This is a genomic window from Paenibacillus rhizoplanae, assembly GCF_042684125.1.
GTDB classification, from domain to species: Bacteria; Bacillota; Bacilli; order Paenibacillales; family Paenibacillaceae; genus Paenibacillus_AQ; species Paenibacillus_AQ rhizoplanae.
Map to the genome: position 1 here is coordinate 404,351 of NZ_JBHUKY010000023.1, position 22,476 is coordinate 426,826.

Sequence of the window (22,476 nt, forward strand, 5' to 3'; positions counted from 1 at the left end):
GCGTTCGACAACATTCATCCGCAGATTATGATAGATTGAGACTAAAAATTTCTGCGGAGGAACCCTGATGAAGAGAATTTTGAGCCGGATCGCACTTGCACTGCTGCTTATGACCTTTGCAGCCATTGTATTGTGCTTCTATTTCAACCAGTTTATCTATGCCTATGGTCTAATTGTAGTACTGCTGTTGATCTTTGGTGCCATGGGCCAGCTCTATAAGCTGAAGAATGATGAATATATGTACTCCAAGCTGAACAGGAGAGACGAATACGAGGATTACACGAGGTAGAGGTAGCTGATCCCGCAGCCCAGGCATGCCAGGGGTCCGGCAGACATAGGATGGTAGTAAGCAAGCACTTAACCATTCAGTCACTGCAGGAGGCGATCGTGTGAACGAGAGACTGGCAGCTGTTACTCTGCGGATTGATGCTATTGCTACAGATATCCTTGTACCGCTGCGCCGCAAGACCCTTAACGAAGCGGCTCTGCTTCAGCTGTATGAGGCGCTGGATGAGACCTATGCCCTGCTGGAGCATGAGCGGCAGATTGACCGGGAGCTTGCAGCCATTCTCTTCCTGCTCTATTCACAGCTGGTAACCCAATCCAATTATGTGTATGACAAAAGCCTCTTCGTGCCGCATATCGGCAAGCTGCAAGGGTATATCCGCAAAATATTCGGCGGTACGCTTCAGAATGTGTAGCACTCATCTAACAGCCAACTTAACAGCCTATGCTCCAGATTCATCTCTAACAGGATGGAATGGGGAGCATAGGCTGTTGTTATTTATTTTTGTCCATTGCCAAACCTTGGCCTGTTCCTTTACAATATGATAATGATAATGAGAATCAATTTCAAAGAAACAGGTGACATTCATGAATCATCAGGCAGTGTCCGGGAGCGGGCTGGATCAAAAGGCAAAACCACTGAAGCTGCGGTCCCGTCCCTGGACGGCAACATTAATTCTTATCGGCGGTCTGATTGCGCTGGCGCTTGGCATAGCTATATCCGTATCGTTTGGGGCAGCAGATATTAAGCTGTCTGTCGTCTGGACCGCAGTCTTTCATTTCAATCCCGATATTACCGAGCATCAGATCATCCGCGAGCTTAGGCTGCCGCGTGTGCTCGGCGGCGTAATGGTGGGGGCCAGCCTCGCTGTGGCTGGAGCCGTTATGCAGGGGATGACCCGTAATCCGCTCGCGGATTCGGGACTGATGGGCATTAACTCTGGAGCAGGCTTTGCGCTGGCCGTCTGCTTTGCCTTTTTTCCGGGATTACCGTTCATGTATCTCATTCTCTATTCCTTCGTTGGTGCCGGAGCCGGAGCGGGAATTGTCTACGGTGTAGGCTCGCTGGCGAAGGGCGGGCTAACCCCGGCCAGGCTGGTATTGGCAGGTGCTGCCCTCAGTGCGCTGCTATCGGCTTTAAGTGAAGGCATCGCCCTGTATTTCCGGATCGGACAAGATCTTGCCTTCTGGTATGCCGGCGGCTTGGCCGGAACGAAGTGGCTCCAGCTTCAGATTATGGCCCCTTGGGTGATCGCGGCTCTCCTCGGAGCCATTGTGCTGTCCCGTTCGATTACGATGCTCAGCCTGGGTGAGGATATTGCACGGGGGCTTGGGCAACGTACGGGGCTGGTGAAATTGGCCGGTACTCTAGTTGTTCTGATTCTGGCCGGAGCCTCGGTAGCTGTAGTGGGAGCCGTAGGGTTCGTCGGCCTGATTATCCCCCATCTGACGCGCTATCTGGTCGGCGTGGATTACAGATGGATCATTCCCTGTTCTGCGGTGCTGGGTGCGCTGCTGGTAGTCGGGGGCGATCTGACGGCCCGGATGATCAACCCGCCGCATGAAACGCCGGTGGGTGCGATTATAGCGTTGATTGGGGTACCGTTCTTCCTGTATCTGGCCCGAAAAGAAAGAAGGGAGCTGTAAAGATGCAGAGCCATAAGATAATTTCTACAGAAGATACAAGGCGTAAGCACGGCCTGAAGGTGATTGGCGTGCTGGCCGTTCTGATTGTGATGATGTTCATTATAAGTGTGAATACAGGATACATAAGGCTTACTCCACTTGAGCTGCTCAATACGCTGGTCGGCAAGGGGACGGAGAAGCAGGAGCTGATTCTGTTCCAGTTCCGCCTGCCGCGAATTGTCATCTCTCTCTTGATCGGGACTGCACTTGCCGTATCCGGCGCGGTGATGCAGGGGGTCTTCCGCAATGATCTGGCCGATCCGGGCATTCTCGGCATTAATGCCGGGGCCGGGCTGATGGTCATGCTGCTGATCTCTTTCTATCCGACGACCTCGGCGGCACCGGTCTATCTGCTGCCTGTTGTTGCTTTTGCCGGGGCTGCCTGCACTGCCGCTCTGATCTATAGCCTCGCCTACAAGCGGCATCAGGGCATTGCGCCGATCCGGCTGCTGCTTACCGGGGTCGCAGTGGCGGCAGGCATGAGCGCGGCGATGATCGTGCTGACGCTTCGCCTTGACCCGGACAAGTATCAATTCGTCGCTACGTGGCTGGCCGGCAGCATCTGGGGCACAAGCTGGAAGTTTGTCTTGTCCCTGCTGCCCTGGATTGTGATTCTCCTGCCTTATGTCTTCTACAAGGCACGGGTGATGAATGTACTTAATCTGGGCGAGCAGACGGCGACCGGACTCGGCGCCCATGTTAGCAAAGAGCAGTTCCGCCTGCTGGCAGCGGCGGTCGGCCTTGCGGCATCGAGCGTAGCGGTCAGCGGCGGCATCGGCTTCGTCGGGCTGGTCGGCCCGCATCTGGCACGGCGGCTGGTCGGACCGAAGCATCAGCTGATGCTGCCCGCCTCGGCGCTGATCGGCGCGCTGCTTGTCATTGCGGCAGATACGATCGGGCGGTGGATTCTGCAGCCGTCCGAGATTCCTACCGGCATTGTGGTAGCTGTAATCGGCGCTCCATACTTTCTGTATCTTCTGGCCCGTACCAAATCTTAAATACAACCAGACCTTGGAGGGATATCAATGAACGAATCAATGGAATTATACGATGTGACGATTATTGGCGGGGGTCCCGCAGGCATGTATACAGCGTTCTATAGCGGAATGAGGGATCTGAAGACCAAGCTGATTGAAGCGAAGGATGAGCTGGGCGGCAGAATGCTAATCTATCCTGAGAAGATGATCTGGGATGTCGGAGGAGTAACACCTATTCTCTGCCGCCAGTTAATTGATCAGCTGGCAGAGCAGGCGCGTACCTTCGATCCTACCCTCGTTTTCGGACAGCAGATTGTTCATCAGGCCCGCCAGGAGGACGGAACGTATATTCTGACCTCGGCAACAGGCGAGCAGCACTGGACCCGTACCGTCATTCTCACCATCGGATATGGTATTCTGCAGATGGCGAAGCTGGAGATTGAAGGCGCGGACCGTTACGAGGTGACGAACCTGCACTACACGGTACAGGAGCTGGAGCCCTTCCGCGGCAAGCGGGTATTGATCTCGGGCGGCGGCGATTCCGCAGTAGACTGGGCGAATGAGCTGGAGGGAATTGCTGCGAGTGTAACCGTGGTGCACCGCCGGGAGCAGTTCGGCGGGCATGAGAAGAATATTGCCCGGATGAAAGCTTCCTCCGTGGATGTGCGCGTGCCTTGTGCGGTAAGCCAACTGCACAGCAGTGACGGCGAGCAGATCGATCAGGTGACCGTCTGCCATATTCAGACCGGGGAGCATGAGCAGCTTGCAGTCGATGCCGTCATTGTCAACCACGGGCTGAGAAGCGACTTCGGTCCGCTCAAGGACTGGGGGCTGGACATGGGAGAATGGTGTGCGAACGTCAGCGGGAAGCTGGAGACCAATCTGCCCGGCGTCTTCGCGGCCGGAGACTTCGTGGACTATGAGAGTAAGGTAAGACTCATTGCCGGCACGTTCACCGATGCGGTGCTTGCCCTGAACAGCGCGAAGCTGTATATGGACCCTACGGCCGAGAAGGTGGCCTACGTGTCCTCGCATAATGACCGGTTCAAGGAGAAGAACAAGGCGCTTGGCGTAGTAGATAACCACTAGCATCCCCCTAAGAGATAACGCCCGGTGTACCGGCGCTATACCATAAGCTGTATCTGCACAAGCTGTCCCTTACACGGTGATACCATACAGGGGACGGCTTTTTCCTTTTCTCATACATTCCATAAGCTGTATAAAAAAAGGATAGCGGGCGAATAGTAAGAGCCAGGAGGTGCGGATATGGAGAATATAAATTCACCGGTCTCCCCTAAGCTGGAAGACAACATCAGTACCATTCAAGCAAGACTCGGGAACAGTCCCGATCTGGTCATACGCACCTATGAATTAATTAATAGAACAGCCCGTGTGGCTGCAATCTATATCGCCGGCATTACCGACAGAGTGATGGTCGATGACTACATCTCGCATGTGATGTCCTTTCAAGCTCTGAATGACCGTGCGCGGCTTGCGGTAACCCCGGAGGAAGTCTACAGCTATATTAAAGAGAATGCCCTTAGCATCGGCAAGGAGAAGCTGGTTAAGGATATCAACGGGCTGCTTGAAGCGCTGCTGTCGGGAGACACGGTTATTCTGGTTAACGGAGTGAAGGGGGGCGTCAGTGGAAGCACCTGCGGCGGGGAGTCCCGGGCGGTTACTGAGGCGGGTACCCAGATCGCCATTCGCGGCTCCAAAGAAAGCTTCACGGAGACCATCAGCACGAATATTGCCCTGGTCCGCAAAATCATCAAGAACCCGGACCTCTGGACCGAAACGATGAAGCTGGGCGATGTCACCCACACTGATATTACGATTATGTATATCCGCGGCATTGCGGACGAAGAGACGATTCGGGCATTCAAGGATAAGCTTCAGGAGATTAAGGTCGATATGATTCTGGAGTCGGGATATATTGAACAGCTTGTGGAGGACAATAAATATTCCCCGTTCCCCACGATATTCAATACAGAGCGCCCGGATAGTGTGGCGGGCAATCTGCTGGATGGACGGATTGCTATCTTCGTGGACGGTACCCCGTTTGTGCTGATTGCCCCAACCACCTTCTTCATGTTCTTTCATACCGTAGAGGATTATTATCAGCGGTATGATATCTCCTCGCTGATCCGGATGCTCCGCTTTGTGTGCCTGGTCATTTCGATGTATGGTCCGGCGATCTTCGTCGCTGCGCTGAACTTCCATCAGGAGATGATTCCGACTCCGCTGCTGATCAATCTGGCATCACAGCGGGAGGGGGTGCCGTTCCCTGCCTTTGTAGAAGCGGTCATGATGGAGATTACCTTCGAGATTATCCGCGAAGCTGGGGTCCGTATGCCTTCACCCATCGGCCAGACCGTATCGATCATCGGCGGTCTGGTGCTGGGGACGGCGGCTGTTCAGGCGGGGATCGTCTCTCCGGCCATGGTTATCGTGGTCTCGCTCACAGGGATATCAAGCTTTGCCACACCGGCCTTCAACATGGCGCTCTCCATCCGCATGCTGCGGTTTATCATGATGGCAATCGCTGCATTTATGGGTCTGTATGGCATCGCCATATTCACCATTATGCTGATTGCCCATCTGTGCAGCCTGCGCTCGCTCGGTGTTCCTTACATGACTCCCATCGGTCCCTTTGTTCCGGGGAATCTGAAGGATACCTTCATCCGTTCCCCTAAGAGCTTCATGAAGCTCAGAAAACGTCTGGTCCACAACGGTGGGAGCTCGGCATCCGCTTCCGCAGGCAAAGGGGCCTCCACGGGTGAATCCAATGAACGGTAAGGGCCTGCTGCGCCTGATCGCCATAGCGGTGCTGGTCCTGCCGCTTGGCGGCTGCTGGAACAGCCGGGAATTGAATGAGCTGGCTATTGTTAGCGGTATAGGGATGGATCTCGTTCCGGAGACAGATGAATATCGGGTCACCTTTCAATTGGTCAATCCGTCTTCAACATCGACAAGTAACTCTCCCGGAAGCGGTAAGCCTGCTATAGTGGTGGTGTCGGCCACCGACAAAACGATGTTCGGCGCGTTGCGGCGGGCGTCGAAGCATGTGACCCGTCAGCTTTTTTTTGCCCACACCCAGCTAATTGTACTAGGGGAGCCCCTGGCGCGGGACGGTATTAACGATATCTTCGACATCTTCGAGCGGTCCCATGAGCTTCGGCTCAATTCAGAAGTACTGGTAGCCCGTGGCAGCGATGCCGCCTCTGTCCTGAAGCTCCTGACCCCTGTAGAGAGCCTCCCGGCTCTGGGGCTGGTCAAAAAAGCGCAGAATACCTCCAGCGTCTGGGGAGAGAACAGGCCCATCAGCGTATTCAATGTCATACAAGGCATTACTGGGGAAGGTGATCTGACGATCAATGCGGTGAAGATCAAGGGAGATGCTGAGGAGGGGAAGAAGAAAAGCAATCTGGAGGGGTCTGAGACCCTGACGGAAACGATGATGAACGGGCTTGGAGTATTCAGAAAGGGGAAGCTGCTCTATTGGATGAAGGACTCAGAAGCACGGGGAACCGAGTGGCTGCTTAACGAGATAGAAGAAACCGTGCTCAATATTGATTCGGATGATAAAAAAGAGGCTATAGCCGTCAATATTATCTATTCGAGAACGGAGTTGAATACCACGATTGAGAACGGAATTCCGGTGTTTCATGTGACGATTGCCGAGGAGGGGAGCATCAATGAAACGGAGAGCTTCGTGGACCTCAGCAAGCGGGAAGAAATCATGAAGCTTGAACAGGAGCTGGAGAAGCAGACGAGGCTGGAAGTCATGCAGGCTTTTCAGAAGGGACAGCAGCTGGAGAGTGATATCTTCAATTTCGGCAATGAGCTGAAGCGCACGAATCCGCAGGAATGGGCGGCGATGGACAGGGACTGGGGCCGGATCTTCGCACAGGGCAAGCTGGACCTTAAAGTCAAGGCTTACATCCGCAGTACCGGCATGAGTCTGAAACCCTATATTCCCAAAGGTAAATAATCGGCTTAACGGCAGAAATCAGGTGATTGGTGTTATGAAAAAAGAAATAGTCGGCCCGAGCCAGCTGCTTGCGTTGATCATCCTGTTTGAGCTGGGGACTGCCGTGCTTGTCCCCATCGGTCTGGAGAGCGGCCATTCAGTCTGGCTCGCTATTCTGTTTGCCCTTCCCGGAGGCATCCTGCTGTATCTGGTATTCGCACATCTCTATCTCCAGTTCCCGGACCAGATTATAAGCGGGTATACACGCACCATTCTTGGGCCGTGGCTGGGCTGGCCCGTAAGTCTGCTGTTTTTGCCGGTGATTCTCTATAACGGCTCGAGAAATTTGCGGGAAGCGGGAGATTTGCTGATCTCGGCCTTCTATGACAAAACCCCGATTCTGATCATTAATTCGATCATGATTATTGCCGTGATGTATATCCTGAGCAAGGGGATAGAAGTGTTCGCCAGGACCGCCGAGATTGTCCTGTGGATCGTGATCTTTATGGGGTGTATCTGTATTATCGCTATAATTTCGGCCGGGCTGGTGGAGTATAAGAATCTATTCCCGCTACATATGAATGACTACATCCAAGCCTTGAAATCAGCCTATCCCAACATCCTGATCTTTCCGTTCGGCGAACTGATGTGCTTCACTACCATTCTGCCCCACTTCAACAAATCCCGGAAAATTAAGAAAACCGGAATCACAGCCATCATTGTCAGCGCCTGTCTGCTCAGCTTCACGCATGCAATCGAAATGTCTGTGCTTGGAGAGGACCTGTACAGCCGGACCGCCTTTCCCATGTTTACGACCATTACCTTGGTGAATATGGCCAATTTCGTACAGCGGATGGATGCCCTTGTCGTCCTCACACTGATTATCGGGGCGTTCTTTAAGCTGACCGTCTACTGTTATGCTGCAGTTGCGATAGCGAACGATCTGTTCAAGGTTAACGATACAAGCAGGCTGGTCATTCCGGCAGGTGTGATTATGCTGTTCAGCTCTTTTGTCAGCGCGCAGAATTACCCGGAGCATATGAATGACGGGAAGACCTTTCTGGAGACGATTCTGCCGGTATTCTGTGCGGTGATTCCCATCCTGCTGTTCCTGATTCATCGTGTCCGGCGCAAGTTCGGCTTGTATCGTTAGCAGAATTAAGACGGTTTCCGGCGGGATTGACGCTTCTTAGAGGCATGAACGGCTACCTGGATGAACGGGAGAAGCAGGAAGATCGTGATACATATGGCTTCCTGTAGTGTAGTTGTGGCAAAGAGGGTTGTGAGCGAATGAAGGGATGCAGGCAGGCTGATTCCGGCCATCACATCAATGATGACTATTAATGTAAGCGTCAGAACAGCGAACAGGGCATAGATACTGATAATCTTCATGGCGGGTCTCCTTATGCACCGCAAGAATGATTTGCCGGTTCCGGCAAGGCGGGCTACAGATATTATCTCCGAGTAATCGATAGGGTAAACGCCAAAAGCTGCCGGAAGCCATTGAAGGCTCCGGGCAGCTTGATTATTACTCCATTATTGTTGTGCCCCGGTCAACCAATCGGCCAACTCCTCCGTTTGAGCCAGAACGGCAATCGGATCATAATACCAGGAGCGCTCTTCTTTCCATACATAGATCTTCCCGTTCTTGACCGCCGGCAGGCTGCCCCAGATCGGGTCTGCCTGGAAGTCTTGGGCAGTTCGGGTGTTGTCAGTAATGACCAGATAATCGCCCGCATACTTGCCCAGGGTCTCAGCGGATAATTCTGCCCACTGCTTCTCCATAATTTCAGCAGCCACTCCTGCCGGCGGCTTGCGCCCGAGCGACTGATAGATGGGCTGTCCTCCGCGTCCGAAGTTGTCCCCATAGACCCAAGTGGACTTGTCTGCATGTTCGAGAATGCTGAAGGTGGCCTCGGCTGGAATAGCTGCATCCACGCGGGCCTTGGCGTCAGCAATACGCTTATCATAATCTGCCAGCCATGCAGCTGCTTCCTGCTCCTTGCCCAGCAGCTTGCCGAAATAAGTCAGCTCTTCATGCGCATTCTTCAAATCGCCGTATGGCACAATGACCGTTGGAGCAATCTGGCTGAGCGCTGCATAGCTGTCTGCATTGCCGGAGATAATCAAGTCGGGATTCAGCGCGATGATATTCTCCGGTGACATTTTACCGTATGTGCCGGTATCGGCGACTCCTGTAAGGAATTCTTTGAAGTACATATTCTCCAGTGTAAGCCCGGGTGCACCGACCGGAATGGTATCCAGTGCAATTAAGCTGCCCAGATATTCCTCGGCAACAATCCGCTGCGGTGCTGCCGGCACCTCAATATCTCCATTCACAGTTGTCACAGTATGGAAGGCGGGAGCTGTGGTTGCAGCAGCCTTCTCGGGCTGAGGGGAGGAAGCGGGTGTTCCGGTAGCCTTAGCTGAAGCAGCAGCATTGCTGCTAGTAGAAGTGTTGTTTCCACAACCCGAGGCGATAAGCGTCAAAGCCAGAAGCAGAGAAATGGCAAACCAAGCTTTCCGGTGAATGCGGCGTGAGCGTAAATACGTGATTTTCAAGATGTAGCCTCCTTAATGTAGAACGATTATCATTCTCAATAACACTTTACAGAGTTTGCTCTATTTAGACTATGGCTGAATGTGATGTTCGGCTATGTAAATTTATGATGTCAGCGCCTGCACCAGGACCTTCAATTGGGCCTCGGAGGAGAGCGGATCGAAGCCGTAGAACATGCCAGCCTGATTCAGGAAGTAGATTCTTCCGCCTAAAGAGTCATCAATATAATGTTGCTTCAAGGATTGAAGAAAGCTCTGCGGCGGGTCCAGCGCTTCAGCAGCCTCTATACTTGAGGTAATGAAGAGATGGTCGGCGGGGTAGCGGGCGATGTTATGGAAGGCAATCTCCAGATAGCCCTTATCCAGCAGTCCCTCGGCAACGAGGCCAAGCGGCGGGCGAAAGCCAAGATCATGATACAGAATCTGCGCCCCCCGGCCATAGCTGCTGCTGAAGCAGTAGGCTGTCTCTGCGCCAAGCTCCAGGACCATGGCGGTTCCCCGGTCACCGATCCGCTGGTCTAGCAGCTGATTAGCCTGGTGACAATGCCAGTCATAGATATTTAGCCAGGACTCAGCCTGCGGCTTGCGCCCGGTCACCTCGGCAATCAGCCGGAATTGCTCCCGCCAGTCCATTTGCATGAAGGGAATCTCAATCACCGGGGCGAAGGTCAGGAGCTGCTTGCTCTTGTCAGGCAACGAGTAGCTGATAATGACATCCGGCCGGGCCGACGAGAGACGTTCGTATAGACCTGCGGAGCCGATCCCTTCATTCAGCAGCTTCTTCCTGGAGGGAACGGGCTCCATTCTCTCCATCCAGGCCGAATAGACTCCCAGCTGGGGGACCACTTCAAGCGCCTGGAGGCTGGCCGTATGATTGAAGTTCAGCGAGACTATGGATTTGCTCTTACGGTGATAGGCTGAAGGAGAAATTCCTACAACCTGCTTGAATTTGCGGCTCAAATAGGTTCCTTCGCTATAACCAACCTCAAGCGCCAGCGTACTCAGATTAGGGGCTCCTGTAAGGATACGCTGCTGGGCCTTACGGATGCGCAGCAGAGTTACATATTCATTAAAGGTCTGGCCCGTGGATTTGCGGAATGCGCGGGAGAAATGCTCCGGGGTGACTCCGGCAAGTCCGGCAGCCTGTCCTCTTGTCAGATCTTCATTATAATGAGACTCTATATGCCGAAATACACGGTCAATCCACTGAGCCGGCGGCTCTGTGTACTCCGCAGCACTGTCATACAGCTCCGTGAGCAGCTCTGTGAACAGAGCTTGCAAGGCAAACGGCGGGCGCTGCTCCGGCTGGTTCCAGCCGCTTAGAAGCTGCATAGCAAGCGCACTTATATGAGGAGGACAGCTTCTGACCGGCTGACCATGGTTCAGCGGGTTGAACGGCCGGCTATTGCCGGAGATCACCGCATATTCGATCCACACACCCTCCAGCTTATGGCTGCGGGGCAGGCTGATATCCTCTGAGCTGTCACTGCACAAGATATGGCCGCCGGATAGACGGATACGTTCTCCATTCCACGTTATAGCTCCGCTGCCTCCGGTGACCACTGCAAGGAGAGAAGTGAAGGGCTGAATGGCATTTTCCCGGTTAAAGGTGGCTTGATCCAGTGCCGTTACACTTACAGGGATATAGAAGCTGTGAGGATTGGACAATGTAGTGCCGGAATATGGCGTGTGCATGTTTGGAGTCACTCTTTTCATAGGTGATAATCATTCTCAGTAATAGTATAACAGTCTTTCCTGCTATTGACGATCCTCGAATAGGAAGGTAAGTTTAGGGTCAGAGCCAAGCAGGGTATAGTTGTAGTAGAGGGGAGCGGGAAGTCCATGACGACTTGGAATCTGCAAGGAACGGTCAGCCATCTGCTGATCTGTAACGGAAGTGACTGCAAGAAGCATAAGGGTGAAGAGGTAGCGGAAGCGATTGAGGATGAGATTACGAAGCAAGGGGCAGATGCGCTGATACATACAACAGTAACCCGCTGCAACGGAAGATGCTCGGATGCCTGTGTCGTGATCTCCTACCCCGAAGGCGTATGGTACAGGGATGTCACCCCTAAGTCTGCCAAAAGCCTGGTGCGCAAGGTGCTGAAGGGAGAACAGCTCGAAGAGAATCTGCTCTATACGTATGAAGAAGGCTTCAAGGCCGCTACCCCCAAGGGTGCCAAAGGTAAGAAGAAGAAATGATAGTATAGTGATCATTGCAGCCCGCTGCTGGAATTCTCCGGCTCCGGGCTGTTTATTTTTTCCAAGGGGAGCATTACAATAGATAGAAAAGTCTCAAGGAGGGGGAAGCGGGATGTTCGTAAGCTTTGGGCCGGGGGATGCTGTGCTGCACAGCAGGCTGTTCATGCAGGAAGAGGTGGAATATAATCTCATCCATTTGGTTGCCCAGAACGAGGAAGCGCTGCGGATCAGGACAGAGGAGAATGATCTGATCTTCGCCCATAATGCCGGGCATAACTCGTGGTTATGGTTATCGCCGGAGCTGGCAGAAGAGAGACGCCGTTCCCTTGTCCGGCAGCTGGCGGAAATGCTGGAGGACCGCGAATTGCCGGGGGTTAACGGAACGCCGGAGACGGGGAAGCTGTTCGCCGATGCGTACGGCAAGCTTACCGGCAAGGCTTATCAGGTCCGGATGATGATGGAGGCCTATCACTGCCCGCAGGTACAGATGCCGCATGGTATCAGCGGGAAGCTGCAGCAGGCGGAGCCAGGCGATATTCCGCTCATCGCCGGGTATTTAGCCGGATTCGTGCAGGATTGCTTCGGTATGGAGAGTGCGCCGGAGGATCATCTGGGCTATGCCGCAGCGGTTACGGAGTCGGGCAAGCTCCGTCTATGGATCGACCGGGACCAGCCGGTGTCCATGGTTAATCTGGCCCATCAGTCTGCCAGGCAAGCGCGGATTAATGAGGTTTATACTCCGCGTGAGTTCCGCAAGCACGGGTATGCAAGTGCAGCTGTAGCTGCCCTGTGTGCCGAACTGCTCAGCAAGGGCGTGACGCCCATGCTCTATGCCGATGCGGCGAACCTTGATTCGAACAAGGTCTATCAGTCGGTTGGCTTCAAGCGGACCGGGAGTATTGTTGATTTGCGCTTTCAGTAAGACTGTGATTATTAAGTCTATTACAAAGGGAGGAATGTCAAAGGATGCTGCAAGGAATGAAAATAATAGTGACCGGTGCTGCTTCAGGTATTGGTAAGGCCATTGTCAGACATAGTCTGGAGACGGGAGCTGAGGTCATCGGTTGTGACCTGGATGGTCCCCGTCTGGCGGAGCTGAAGCAAGAGGCTGCTTCGGATAAGCTCTATACTTACCGCATGGATGTCGCCGATTACAGCGAGGTGGAGCACTTCTTCTCAGCTCTTCAGCAAGAGCATGCCGATGTGAGCGGGCTGGTTAACAATGCAGGGATCTATCTGGGCCGCAGCCTGCTGGAGTATACGCCGGAGGAGATCAACCGGGTGATGGATATCAATATCAAAGGGTATGTCTACTTCTCCCAGGCCTTCGGACGCATGCTGCTGGGGCAGAAGCAAAAGGGCGTCATCGTCAACATGTCATCAGTCTCCGGCCAGGAAGGCAGCTCCGATGCAGTATACGGTCTAACGAAGGCTGCTATTCTTGGCTTGACCAAGAGCTGCGCAATGAATTTTTCCCCTTTGATCCGCGTGAATGCAGTGGCTCCGACCATGGCGGACACCCCGATGATGGGACATATCCCCGCCTGGAGGCAGCAGGAATACCGGGAACACCAGTTAAATCCTGAACCGCTGCTGGCGGAGGATGTTGCCGATACGGTGATTTTTATGCTGAGCAGCAGAGCCAGAGCTTATACAGGAGCCACCTTTGATATTAACAATGGCTGCTATTTGCGTTGATTGTCCATGATTTGACTTGCAGCCGCGGGGTTACTATGCTTATACATAGTGCAAATAATCACACTTAACAGGTAAGAGTTGCAGCTAGGGGGCGGCAGGATATGGAGAGACGGCAGGTATGGCCGGATAAATTCAAGAAGTTTTTTCTGAACAACAAGTTTGTGGTAGGTCTGCTGATTGCGCTGCTGGTGGGCTTAACGATACTCGTATTCTCAAAGATTCCGTTTGTGTTCAAGCCGCTGTCTGTGCTGCTGCATACGGTGGCAGCGCCGCTGCTGCTCTCAGGGATCGCCTATTATCTGCTGAATCCGCTGGTGGACCGTCTGGAGAAGAGAAGCCGGGTGAAGCGGGCGTATGGCATTGTCATTCTGTATCTGATCATAATGGGGATCATTACCCTGGTTCTGCTTATGGTCATCCCGATCATCCGTACCCAGCTTATGGGCCTGATTGACAACTTCCCCGTCTACAGTGAGCAGATTCAGGAGGAGTTCGTCCAGCTTACCGGCAGTGAACTGTTCAACAAGATTCAGTCGAGCGTAGGCACGGACCTTAGTGATATCACGAGCAAGGTGACGACTTGGGCCACCAGCTTCCTGAATAACGCCGTCAGCGGCGTAGGCAGCTTCGTAGGAACGCTTACCGAAATTGTGCTGGCTGTAGTGACTACACCGTTCATTCTTTTCTATCTCCTGCGCGACGGCAAAAGATTGCCCGACTACCTCATGAGACTCATCCCTACCGCACTGCGGCCGCAGTCCCGGATGGTGATGCAGGAAATGAACAATCAGATCGCATCGTATATCCGCGGCCAGATTATTGTCAGCTGCTGTATCGGAGCACTGCTCTATATCGGCTATCTGATTATCGGGCTGGAGTATTCGCTGGTTCTGGCGATCGTTGCCGCTTGTACGGCTGTAGTCCCTTATCTGGGACCGGTCATTGCGATTACCCCTGCGCTGATTGTGGCGATGGTTACCTCACCGTTTATGCTGCTGAAGATGGTCATTGTATGGACCGCAGTCCAATTGATCGAAGGAAAGTTCATCTCGCCGCAGATCATGGGGAAATCGCTGAAGATTCACCCGATTACAATTATTTTTGTGATTATTTTTGCCGGAAAAATGTTCGGTGTACTCGGTATCATACTTGCGGTTCCGGGCTACGCCGTGCTTAAGGTGGTCATGACCCATATCTTCCAGTGGTTCCGCTTCCGCTCCGGGCTCTACAGAGTCATTGAAGAAAAGACTGAGGAATAAAGCGAAAAGGAATGAGTGCAATGACAGGACAACTGGTGAATACAGCTTATGGGCAACTGAAGGGAGAAGCGGGAAACGGCGTGAACGTGTGGCGCGGTATCCCGTTCGCTGCCCCGCCGCTCGGAGAGCTGCGCTTCCGGGCACCGCAGCCGCCGGAGTCCTGGAGTGGCGTACGGGAGGCCATCAAGTTCGGACCGGTCAGCCTGCAGCCGGTAAGCACCAGCGGGACGCGTTTCGGTGGTACCACCCCGGTCTACGATGAAGACTGTCTATATCTGAATGTCTGGTCCCCGGCGGTAGTGGCGGAGACCGAGGCGCTGCCGGTGATGGTGTGGATTCACGGAGGCACCTTCGTTACCGGCGCAGGCAGCCAGCCGATGTTCGAGGGCAGCAATATGGCCGCCTCCGGGAATGTCGTGGTGGTTACAGTGAATTACCGGCTGGGTCCGCTCGGGTTCCTGCACCTGTCTCCGCTGGGCGGAGGGCTGGGCAGCAACTTGGGCCTCCTGGATCAGATTGCTGCCCTGGAATGGGTGCAGCAGAATATCGCTGCATTCGGCGGTGATCCGGCGCGAGTCACGGTCTTCGGTGAATCGGCAGGAAGCATGAGCATTGCCGCGCTGTTGGCGATGCCAGCAGCGAAGGGACTGTTCGCCAGGGCCATTATGGAGAGCGGGGCGGCGCAGACGCTGAATGGGGAGCAGGGCAGGCAGATTGCCGCCGCATTGCTAGCCGAGCTGGGCCTTCAGTCTGGCGGGGATACGCAGCTTCTGCATACGCTCCCAGCCGGAGAGATCATGGAAGCCGCAGGCCGGATGGCGTACAAGCTGTCCGGAGACTCGATGAATATGTTTTTCCAGCCGGTTGTTGAGCCGGGCACCCTGTCGGTTGAACCGGTACAGGCGATTGCGGCGGGAGCTGCCAGCGGCATTCCCGTGCTGATTGGAACGAATCTGCATGAAGGCAATCTGTTCTTCCGCGAGGGGCAGAAGGCGGATAGCTTCGAGCAATCCCTCAAGGCGCTGGAGCAGCTGATGGGAGTAGATGACCTCTCCGAGCTGACCTCGGATTACAGCCATACCTGGGAAGGACAGGCAGAGGTGCTGACCGACCTGTTCTTCTGGGCCAGCTCCATTTCATTCGCGGAGAAGCAGCAGGCGCATGGCCCCGTGTGGATGTACCGCTTCGACTGGACGGTGTCTGGGCATCCGCTGCTGGAGAAAGCCATTCACGGGGCGGAGATTCTATATGTCTTCAACAATCTCCCGCTGCTGAAGCAGTATGGCCTGAGCGTGACGCCGGAGATGGAGGCAGTGGCCGAGGCGATGCAGACTGCCTGGACCGCCTTCGCCCATGGGGGAGATCCGGCAGCGCCGGGACTGGATTGGCCGCAGTACACACCAGAGACGCGGGCAACGATGATCTTTGACCAATCCTCGCGTGTGGTGAATGACCCGGACGGGGAGAAGCGCAGACGGATTTTTGAGCATTATACAGGATAAGTTTACAAATGCAGCCCTCGCCGGAGGAAGACCTCCGGGAGGGCTGCTGCTTGTGTGTGGGCCGGATGTAATCGAAATACCGGGTGCTGCGATAAGGGAAGGCCCCATTGCTCGACAGCCAGTAACATTAATTGGGGAATCCTGCACGAATTACAGCAATACTGCTCAATAGAATCGCCCTATGCTGAAATCCTGCACGAAAAGCAACAAATCCAGCGCTAATTTACTCTAATCACCATAATTCCTGCAAATGATGCAACAATGAGCCCGCAGCCAGTAACAGTTATAGAGAAATCCTGTAAAAAGTGCAACAATGCTGCTCTATACAAGCGGTTGAGAGAGAAAACTCTTAGATTGGTCAGAGTTAGGCAGAGCGCCGGAATGAGAAGGAGATCGCTTCAGAATGTATGCGGAAAACCGCATACATTGGGCAATGGCGGTGGTGTGTGGGCCAAATGTAATCAAAAAACCGATTACAATGGACGTTGCGTGTGTGTTAGGGCGGAATGTAATCGAAAAACCGACCACAATGGGACTGGGAGCGCGCCGCGTGGGCCAAATGTAATCAAAAAACCGATTACAATGGGCGGACGCGGCGGTGTGCTGGCTGCATGTTATGCCATCAGAAAGCGATGAGGCACCAGCATCCGCTTACCCCATTAGGATGCTGGTGTTCTGCTTATTTCACCGGAGTGTAACCTGTCTTCTCAACCAGCTCCTGGCCTTCGGCGGACAGAATCCAGTTCAGGAACGGCTCGATGTTCGGGTTGGTGCTGCCGGCCGTTACAGCGTAGAATTCGACGGCGAGCGGGTATTCGCCGCTGCGGATAGTCTCCTTGGAGGGCGGCACCTGATCGATGGCCAGCAGCTTGATCTCCTCGCTGGCATTCATCTGTGAGGCGTAGAACAGGAAGCTGAAGCCGAGCGCGTTATTGAAGTTGCGGTAGCTGGCGGTGAGGCTGATAATCCCGCTCATCACATCCGCCACATTCTCCTTGGGAGGAGCCATTAGCTGGCGGTCCTCCATGATTTTTTGCAGCTTCGTCTGGCTGCCGCTGTTCTCTTCCCGCTGAAAAGCCCGGATGGACGCCTTCTTGCCGCCTACCTCCTTCCAGTTCGTGACGGTGCCGGAATAGATATCCTTAATCTGATCGATGCTTAAGCTGTCCACCGGATTGCGCTTGTTGACGAAGAAGGCGAACGCTTCGCGCCCGATTGGCGTGAGCTTCAGCTCCCGGCCCGCTAGCTTCGCCTGCTTCGTCTGGGCCAGCGAAGGGGCTGCGGCAAAGATAATATCAGCGTTCCCGGCGATCAGACGCTTGTAGGCCTCGGAAGTGCTGGTGCACAGGACGAGATCATTTCCGGTCAGCTCAATGCTGGAGTTATAGGTATCCTGCGGATACACGGCCTGGACAAAAGCGGAATACAGCGGATACAGCGCCGTTGCACCATCCAGACGGGGCATTTGCTCCGTAAGCTGATAGGCTGCCTTGTGCTCCAGAGAAGCAGCTTTGGTATTCACCTCAAAGGGGGCGTATTGGTACAGGTTCACCTCTGGTTCCCTGACTTCTGCAAGGCTGTTCACATACGCTTGTCTGATCTCATGGCCTGCGGCTGCCAGCACACAGATTCCGGCAAAAGCAGCCAGGAGCATCCGGCGTGTCTTTCTGCTGAACAAACCGAAGATGCTGAGTATGGAGAGTACAGCCAGCCCGGAAGCAACGACCAGGACTAGTGGACCATAGAACAGCATCCCTCCGGTAAAAGAGACAAAAAAGAAAGTAATGAAGCCGATGATGGCCAGGCCGGCCAGAGCAAGGATGGAATACAGCAGATTGGTCAGAAAGCTTCTTTTCATGATGACCTCCAAATAAAATCTCTATATTAGGGATGATTAATGCTCATACTATAGTGTAGCGCACGCTGCCGTTTCTGCCAAACGAACCAGAACCTGGATGCAGGACACGGATTTGGTTGCCAGAATGACTGTTTTAATGATTGCTCAATGAAATATAATGATTGTTTTTCATATAATACTGGACGAAATGAAGAATCAGAGGTATTCTGGGATTGTGAAAATAATAACAGAATACAAGATTCTCGGGGTAAGGTGAAATTCCTGACCGGCGGTGATGTTCGTGAGAACTAAGCCCGCGACTCGTTACTCTATCACAAGAGGAAGCGACTGATCTGGTGACAATCCAGAGCCGACGGTAAAGTCCGGATGGGAGAGGATCATAAGATAAAGGCGGGCGGGGTCTATTCCGCATGTCTTTATTGATAACAACCCCCGATGTTTGTCCTGTTCACAGGAGACATGGGGGTTTTTGGTCTCTATCGAGGGTTTGTATCGACAAGGAGAATGAAAGATGAGTAATGTATCTGCTTCATCCCAAGGCATGCGTACCGCACCGGTGCGCAGCGGATTCTGGCTGGTGGTTCTGGGGGCGGCCTTATGGGGAGTTGACCCGCTGTTCCGCATTATCCTGCTGAAATCCCTGACTTCGTCCCAGATAGTACTGCTTGAGCATGTTGTGCTCTTCCTGGTGGCTGCCCCGGTATTGTGGCGCACCCGCGCGGAGCTGAAGGGTATCCGTCTGCGCCAGGCCGCAGCGCTGCTCGTGGTATCATGGGGCGGATCAGCTGTAGCGACCATTCTGTTCACTAAGGCCTTATCCAGCGGAGACTTCAATGCTGTGCTGCTGCTCCAAAAGCTTCAGCCCTTGTTCGCCATTGGTCTTGCCGCTGTTATTCTAAAAGAACGCCTGCCGCGCAATTTTGCACCGCTGCTTATCGTTGCACTGGCCGGAACCTACCTGCTGACCTTCGGCTGGACGATTCCCTTCGGTCATGTGAACAGCTTCATGGGCGTAGGAAGCCTGATGGCGCTGGGCGCTGCCGCCTTGTGGGGCGGCTCTACAGTCATGGGCCGTTATCTGCTGGGCTCGATGAAATATGAGACGGTAACCTCCTTGCGCTTCATTCTTGCGCTCCCGTTACTGTTTGTGATTACAAGCATGGAAGGCGCCCCGTGGCAGATGAGCGGCGGAGTTAGCGGCTCGGCGGCAGTTGCCATTAACCTGCTGCTGCAGGCGCTGCTGCCCGGACTGCTCAGCATGCTGCTCTACTACAAGGGACTGAACACGACCAAAGCTTCGGTAGCAACCCTGGCCGAACTCAGCTTCCCGATGACCGGTATTCTGATTAACTGGGTGGTATATCGGCAGCTTGTGACCCTGCCGCAGATTGTCGGCTTCGCCTTGATCTGGATGGCCCTGTTCTTCATCTCCAGTCAACAGAGGGATCAGCTCCAGCCGGCCAAACAGAATTAACTTCGTAGCGCTACAGTCTGAGAGGATAAGGCCCCAGGACCCAGCGCATCACAGTCAAAGAGGATGTTCCTATACGGCCGCGCCGTCCGGGAACATCCTCTTTGTTGTATAGCAGACGGGCAAGGGTCCGCCACTGGAGTGATATTATTTCAGATACGGAGTGACCTGGATGCTCTTATACCCAAGCTCCTTGATCTGCGCCGGTGTGATATACAGCCTGCTTGCTGAATTGAAGCTGTTCACAGGCGTAAGGACAGTATCCTTGCTGCCGTTTGTAATTTTATAGATATAAGCGGCAGAAGGATCGCCGGTTGCGCTGAGGTTCATCACTTCGATCTTCCAGCCAAGTGCCGCAGCAAGCGGCTTCACTGGTATCCACTCTTGTCCGCCCTTAGTGAATACGGTGGATACATCGACACTTTTCCCGTCCAGGTTCAGGTTGTGTTCGTAGGTTAAGGTGATGGGCATGTCAGTGACCGGCAGGTCCATCAGCGCCATATCCTTAGGAAAAGAGACTTCTGGTCTGGAAGATGGAGGGGCAGGGAACAAGGCTTCAAGCTCGCGGGTGTCTTTGACCAGCCGTGACGATCCGTCCTTCAGATTGTAGATCCAGGGGAGGCGTTTGGGCTCGTTTTTGACATATTGCAGCAGTCCCTTCGACAAGTTTAAGTTGTTCAAGGTTCCCTTCAGCAGCTCCTGCCGCGTTCCAGTGGACGGATCATACGTGCTAATCACATTCTGCTTGGCGGCCTCATTATATCCGTTCTCAAGCAGCATGTGCTGGTTCATCCACCGTGCATTGTAGTACTGCTGAGTAGAATGATATACAGAGACTTTACCGGTCACCGTATTTCTCAGATATTGATCATTGAATTTTGCGGTATACCCTCTGCCTGGTACATCCCCTGGCTGCCAACCATAACGGGAACGCTCCAAATAACCCCAGCGGCCGTCAGGGGAGATGGCGTATTCGCTTTTGCGCATAATGGACTGGCTCTGCGTATCGTATACATAGGCTTGCTCCGGATCATCCATCCCCGTTAACTGCAAGTTCCCGCTGTCATACTTCCGGAAATGTTGAAAAGCCTCCGGCCATTTACTATATGTCCCATCCGGCTGCCGCGCAATAACGGCGTTGATGAACTGGTTCCCCTCCACTTGACTCACTGAATACAGCTGCACATTACTGTTCTTATTGGCATAGGAATCGTATACCTCCATCTTCTCGGCAGCATGTGCTGTAAACGGCGCGGCGAATGCCAGAAGCATAGAGGCAGATAGAACCATCCGTAAGGATTGATGCAGTGCTTTTCTCATATGAACTTCCATCCTCTCAGTGTAAATAACTGTAATTATAGACGGCGCTGGTGCAGGAAAAGTTTCGGTGATCCTGCTTAATCACGATGAATTGCGCAGGGGAAGAGTAAAAATAAGCCTTTTTTCCCATACTACCGTTATTCTTGCTGCATTACCGCTTCATACCTGAGCTTAAGGAGGCCCCGCAGATGAACACTGACTCCCCGGCTCCGGCCGTGTATATCCAGCTCAAGAACCGGGTGACGGTGCCCAAGGGCAAGGGGGTACTGCTGCGCGATGTTGCTTATCTGATCACCGAGCCGCATTGGCGGGAGCCGCTGTATTCACTGCTTGTGCTTCAGCCGCAAGAGGGTGACGGCAATCTGATCCTGATTGATCTGCTGACCGTCATTCCGCGGATTCAGGAGGTGTACCCCGATGCGGAGATTCAGCCGATTGGCGAAGGCCGCACCATTGTACAGATTGAAGGTCCGGCAACGTCTGCAAAACCTTCTATTGCCCTGTTCGTTCTGGTCTGGCTGCTGCTGTTCTTCGGCTCGGCGCTGACGATTATGAATTTCCATGCTGATGTTAGCATGCTGGAGGTACAGATCCGGATTGTAGAGATGCTGACCGGCCGCAGGGACGAGCATCCTTATCTGTTTCAGATCGCCTATTCGCTGGGCATTGGGTTTGGGATGGTGATTTTTTTCAATCATTTGTTCAAAAAGAAATGGAATGAGGAGCCGACTCCCCTTGAGGTGGAAATGTTCCTGTATCAGAAAAATATCGATCAATACGTAATTAATGAGGAGTACCGCAAAATGAAACGCCGCAGTGACGAAGCACCCGGCAGCCGGGAGGGGGGCGCATGACGGCACCGTTGTCGCTCGGACTTCATCTGCTGCTCGGGATTGCCGGGGGAATCGCGGTGGGCGGCGGGGTGATCGCGCTATTCGTAGTGCTGGACATCATCCCCCGGCTGGCACAGCTCACCTCCTCCTATGACAAGGTTCATTGGTATGAGGGAGCGATGGTCGGCGGTTCCCTGCTGGGGACAGTTAGCGACTTCTGGAACTGGAAAATGGCGGCGGGCCCGCTGATTGAGCTGGGAGTAGGCCTGTTCAACGGCATATTCATCGGCATGCTGGCTGCTGCTCTGACGGAGGTGCTCAATGTCCTGCCGATCCTGGCCAAACGTCTGCATATGACCCATCTGCTGCTTGGTCTCTTAATGGCGATGGTATGCGGCAAAGTGGCAGGCTCGTTGTTCGACTGGTTTGTATATCGACAGTAAAGGGGGCTAGAGAGTGAGGTATATTCATAGCGGTGATCAGGTAGAGTCGGATAACAAGCAAGACCGTTCTGCGCAGCAGAAGTCGCCGGAGCAGGAAGAGCAACCGGCGGCTCAGAGTGGCCGGGGTCAGGAACTGGAGGCGTCAGCGGAGCTGGGTGCGGTGACGCGCCCGATTGAGGGGGGGCAGGAAAGCCCATCTGGCCTGGATGTTGCTCCGTCTGATAGTGGCGGTAAGAACGCAGCAACTGGAGAAGGTGAGGATAGCAGCGGTAAGAACGCTGCATCTGGAGATGGCGGGGCTGGTGGCGGGAAAGATGCTGCGTCTGGAGAAAGTGAGGATAGCGGCGGTAAGAACGCAGCGGCTGGAGATGCTGGGGCCAGCACCGAGGACGATGCCGCTGCCGATAGCA

Annotated in this window: 21 protein-coding genes and 1 riboswitch; of the genes, 16 read left to right on the forward strand and 5 right to left on the reverse strand. The window is 53.9% G+C overall.

Annotated elements, in window-relative coordinates; genetic code table 11:
• The first annotated feature begins 67 nt into the window (after positions 1-67).
• The 8 genes from ACFSX3_RS14865 to ACFSX3_RS14900 all read left to right on the forward strand — a co-directional run bounded on the left by ACFSX3_RS14865 (position 68) and on the right by ACFSX3_RS14900 (position 8,074).
• Positions 68-289, forward strand: a complete 222-nt coding sequence (locus ACFSX3_RS14865) for a hypothetical protein (protein ID WP_209984191.1) — start codon at positions 68-70, stop codon at positions 287-289.
• A gap of 100 nt (positions 290-389) precedes the next feature.
• On the forward strand, positions 390-701 hold the full coding sequence (locus tag ACFSX3_RS14870) for a hypothetical protein (RefSeq protein ID WP_209984188.1): 312 nt from the start codon (positions 390-392) through the stop codon (positions 699-701).
• Positions 702-873: 172 nt separating this feature from the next.
• Positions 874-1,932 carry a FecCD family ABC transporter permease gene (locus tag ACFSX3_RS14875; RefSeq protein ID WP_209984187.1) on the forward strand — a complete coding sequence of 353 codons (1,059 nt, stop codon included), beginning with the start codon at positions 874-876 and terminating at the stop codon, positions 1,930-1,932.
• A 2-nt stretch (positions 1,933-1,934) separates the two neighbouring features.
• On the forward strand, positions 1,935-2,969 hold the full coding sequence (locus tag ACFSX3_RS14880; RefSeq protein WP_209984184.1) for a FecCD family ABC transporter permease: 1,035 nt from the start codon (positions 1,935-1,937) through the stop codon (positions 2,967-2,969).
• A gap of 27 nt (positions 2,970-2,996) precedes the next feature.
• Complete coding sequence (locus ACFSX3_RS14885; protein ID WP_209984182.1) at positions 2,997-4,037, forward strand: NAD(P)/FAD-dependent oxidoreductase; 1,041 nt, start codon at positions 2,997-2,999, stop codon at positions 4,035-4,037.
• Positions 4,038-4,214: 177 nt separating this feature from the next.
• Positions 4,215-5,747: a spore germination protein gene (locus ACFSX3_RS14890; protein ID WP_209984178.1), complete on the forward strand. Its 1,533-nt coding sequence runs from the start codon at positions 4,215-4,217 to the stop codon at positions 5,745-5,747.
• Positions 5,737-6,942 carry a Ger(x)C family spore germination protein gene (locus tag ACFSX3_RS14895; RefSeq protein ID WP_209985099.1) on the forward strand — a complete coding sequence of 402 codons (1,206 nt, stop codon included), beginning with the start codon at positions 5,737-5,739 and terminating at the stop codon, positions 6,940-6,942. The genes ACFSX3_RS14890 and ACFSX3_RS14895 overlap by 11 nt, the downstream gene beginning before the upstream one ends.
• Positions 6,943-6,976: 34 nt before the next feature.
• Positions 6,977-8,074, forward strand: a complete 1,098-nt coding sequence (locus ACFSX3_RS14900; RefSeq protein WP_209984176.1) for a GerAB/ArcD/ProY family transporter — start codon at positions 6,977-6,979, stop codon at positions 8,072-8,074.
• A gap of 5 nt (positions 8,075-8,079) precedes the next feature.
• On the opposite strand, the gene ACFSX3_RS14905 is transcribed toward ACFSX3_RS14900, so the two are convergent.
• From ACFSX3_RS14905 to ACFSX3_RS14915, 3 genes are all read right to left on the reverse strand, one after another.
• Positions 8,080-8,313: a hypothetical protein gene (locus ACFSX3_RS14905; protein ID WP_209984173.1), complete on the reverse strand. Its 234-nt coding sequence runs from the start codon at positions 8,311-8,313 to the stop codon at positions 8,080-8,082.
• Positions 8,314-8,457: 144 nt separating this feature from the next.
• Positions 8,458-9,483 (reverse strand): ABC transporter substrate-binding protein, encoded by a 1,026-nt coding sequence (locus ACFSX3_RS14910; protein WP_379256054.1) that lies wholly within the window; start codon positions 9,481-9,483, stop codon positions 8,458-8,460.
• 102 nt (positions 9,484-9,585) lie between these two features.
• Entirely contained in the window at positions 9,586-11,175 is a 1,590-nt protein-coding gene (locus ACFSX3_RS14915; protein WP_379256056.1) for a helix-turn-helix domain-containing protein, read from the reverse strand.
• A gap of 147 nt (positions 11,176-11,322) precedes the next feature.
• Here ACFSX3_RS14915 and ACFSX3_RS14920 point away from each other — a divergent pair, with 147 nt between their 5' ends.
• The 5 genes from ACFSX3_RS14920 (at position 11,323) to ACFSX3_RS14940 (ending at position 16,141) form a co-directional block, all read left to right on the forward strand.
• The gene (locus ACFSX3_RS14920; protein ID WP_036727434.1) at positions 11,323-11,682 is read left to right on the forward strand and encodes a (2Fe-2S) ferredoxin domain-containing protein; all 360 of its coding nucleotides are present in this window, start codon (positions 11,323-11,325) and stop codon (positions 11,680-11,682) included.
• A 112-nt stretch (positions 11,683-11,794) separates the two neighbouring features.
• Positions 11,795-12,604, forward strand: coding sequence for a GNAT family N-acetyltransferase (locus ACFSX3_RS14925; RefSeq protein WP_209984168.1), 810 nt, complete (start codon positions 11,795-11,797; stop codon positions 12,602-12,604).
• A gap of 44 nt (positions 12,605-12,648) precedes the next feature.
• On the forward strand, positions 12,649-13,380 hold the full coding sequence (locus ACFSX3_RS14930) for an SDR family NAD(P)-dependent oxidoreductase (protein ID WP_209984166.1): 732 nt from the start codon (positions 12,649-12,651) through the stop codon (positions 13,378-13,380).
• A gap of 101 nt (positions 13,381-13,481) precedes the next feature.
• Positions 13,482-14,639 carry an AI-2E family transporter gene (locus ACFSX3_RS14935; RefSeq protein WP_209984161.1) on the forward strand — a complete coding sequence of 386 codons (1,158 nt, stop codon included), beginning with the start codon at positions 13,482-13,484 and terminating at the stop codon, positions 14,637-14,639.
• A gap of 20 nt (positions 14,640-14,659) precedes the next feature.
• Positions 14,660-16,141 carry a carboxylesterase/lipase family protein gene (locus ACFSX3_RS14940; RefSeq protein WP_209985094.1) on the forward strand — a complete coding sequence of 494 codons (1,482 nt, stop codon included), beginning with the start codon at positions 14,660-14,662 and terminating at the stop codon, positions 16,139-16,141.
• A 679-nt stretch (positions 16,142-16,820) separates the two neighbouring features.
• On the opposite strand, the gene ACFSX3_RS14945 is transcribed toward ACFSX3_RS14940, so the two are convergent.
• Positions 16,821-17,999: a substrate-binding domain-containing protein gene (locus tag ACFSX3_RS14945; protein WP_209984159.1), complete on the reverse strand. Its 1,179-nt coding sequence runs from the start codon at positions 17,997-17,999 to the stop codon at positions 16,821-16,823.
• Between the two features lie 234 nt (positions 18,000-18,233).
• A riboswitch (FMN riboswitch) is annotated at positions 18,234-18,381 on the forward strand.
• Between the two features lie 129 nt (positions 18,382-18,510).
• Between ACFSX3_RS14945 and ACFSX3_RS14950 the strand changes: the two genes are divergently transcribed.
• The gene (locus ACFSX3_RS14950) at positions 18,511-19,473 is read left to right on the forward strand and encodes a DMT family transporter (protein ID WP_209984157.1); all 963 of its coding nucleotides are present in this window, start codon (positions 18,511-18,513) and stop codon (positions 19,471-19,473) included.
• A 144-nt stretch (positions 19,474-19,617) separates the two neighbouring features.
• Here the strand turns inward: ACFSX3_RS14950 and ACFSX3_RS14955 are convergent, their stop codons facing one another.
• Complete coding sequence (locus tag ACFSX3_RS14955; protein ID WP_209984154.1) at positions 19,618-20,790, reverse strand: hypothetical protein; 1,173 nt, start codon at positions 20,788-20,790, stop codon at positions 19,618-19,620.
• A gap of 188 nt (positions 20,791-20,978) precedes the next feature.
• Between ACFSX3_RS14955 and ACFSX3_RS14960 the strand changes: the two genes are divergently transcribed.
• Together ACFSX3_RS14960 and ACFSX3_RS14965 are read left to right on the forward strand one after the other, a co-directional pair.
• On the forward strand, positions 20,979-21,644 hold the full coding sequence (locus tag ACFSX3_RS14960; protein WP_209984152.1) for a stage V sporulation protein AA: 666 nt from the start codon (positions 20,979-20,981) through the stop codon (positions 21,642-21,644).
• Positions 21,641-22,066 (forward strand): stage V sporulation protein AB, encoded by a 426-nt coding sequence (locus tag ACFSX3_RS14965; protein WP_209984149.1) that lies wholly within the window; start codon positions 21,641-21,643, stop codon positions 22,064-22,066. The genes ACFSX3_RS14960 and ACFSX3_RS14965 overlap by 4 nt, the downstream gene beginning before the upstream one ends.
• Positions 22,067-22,476 lie beyond the last annotated feature (410 nt).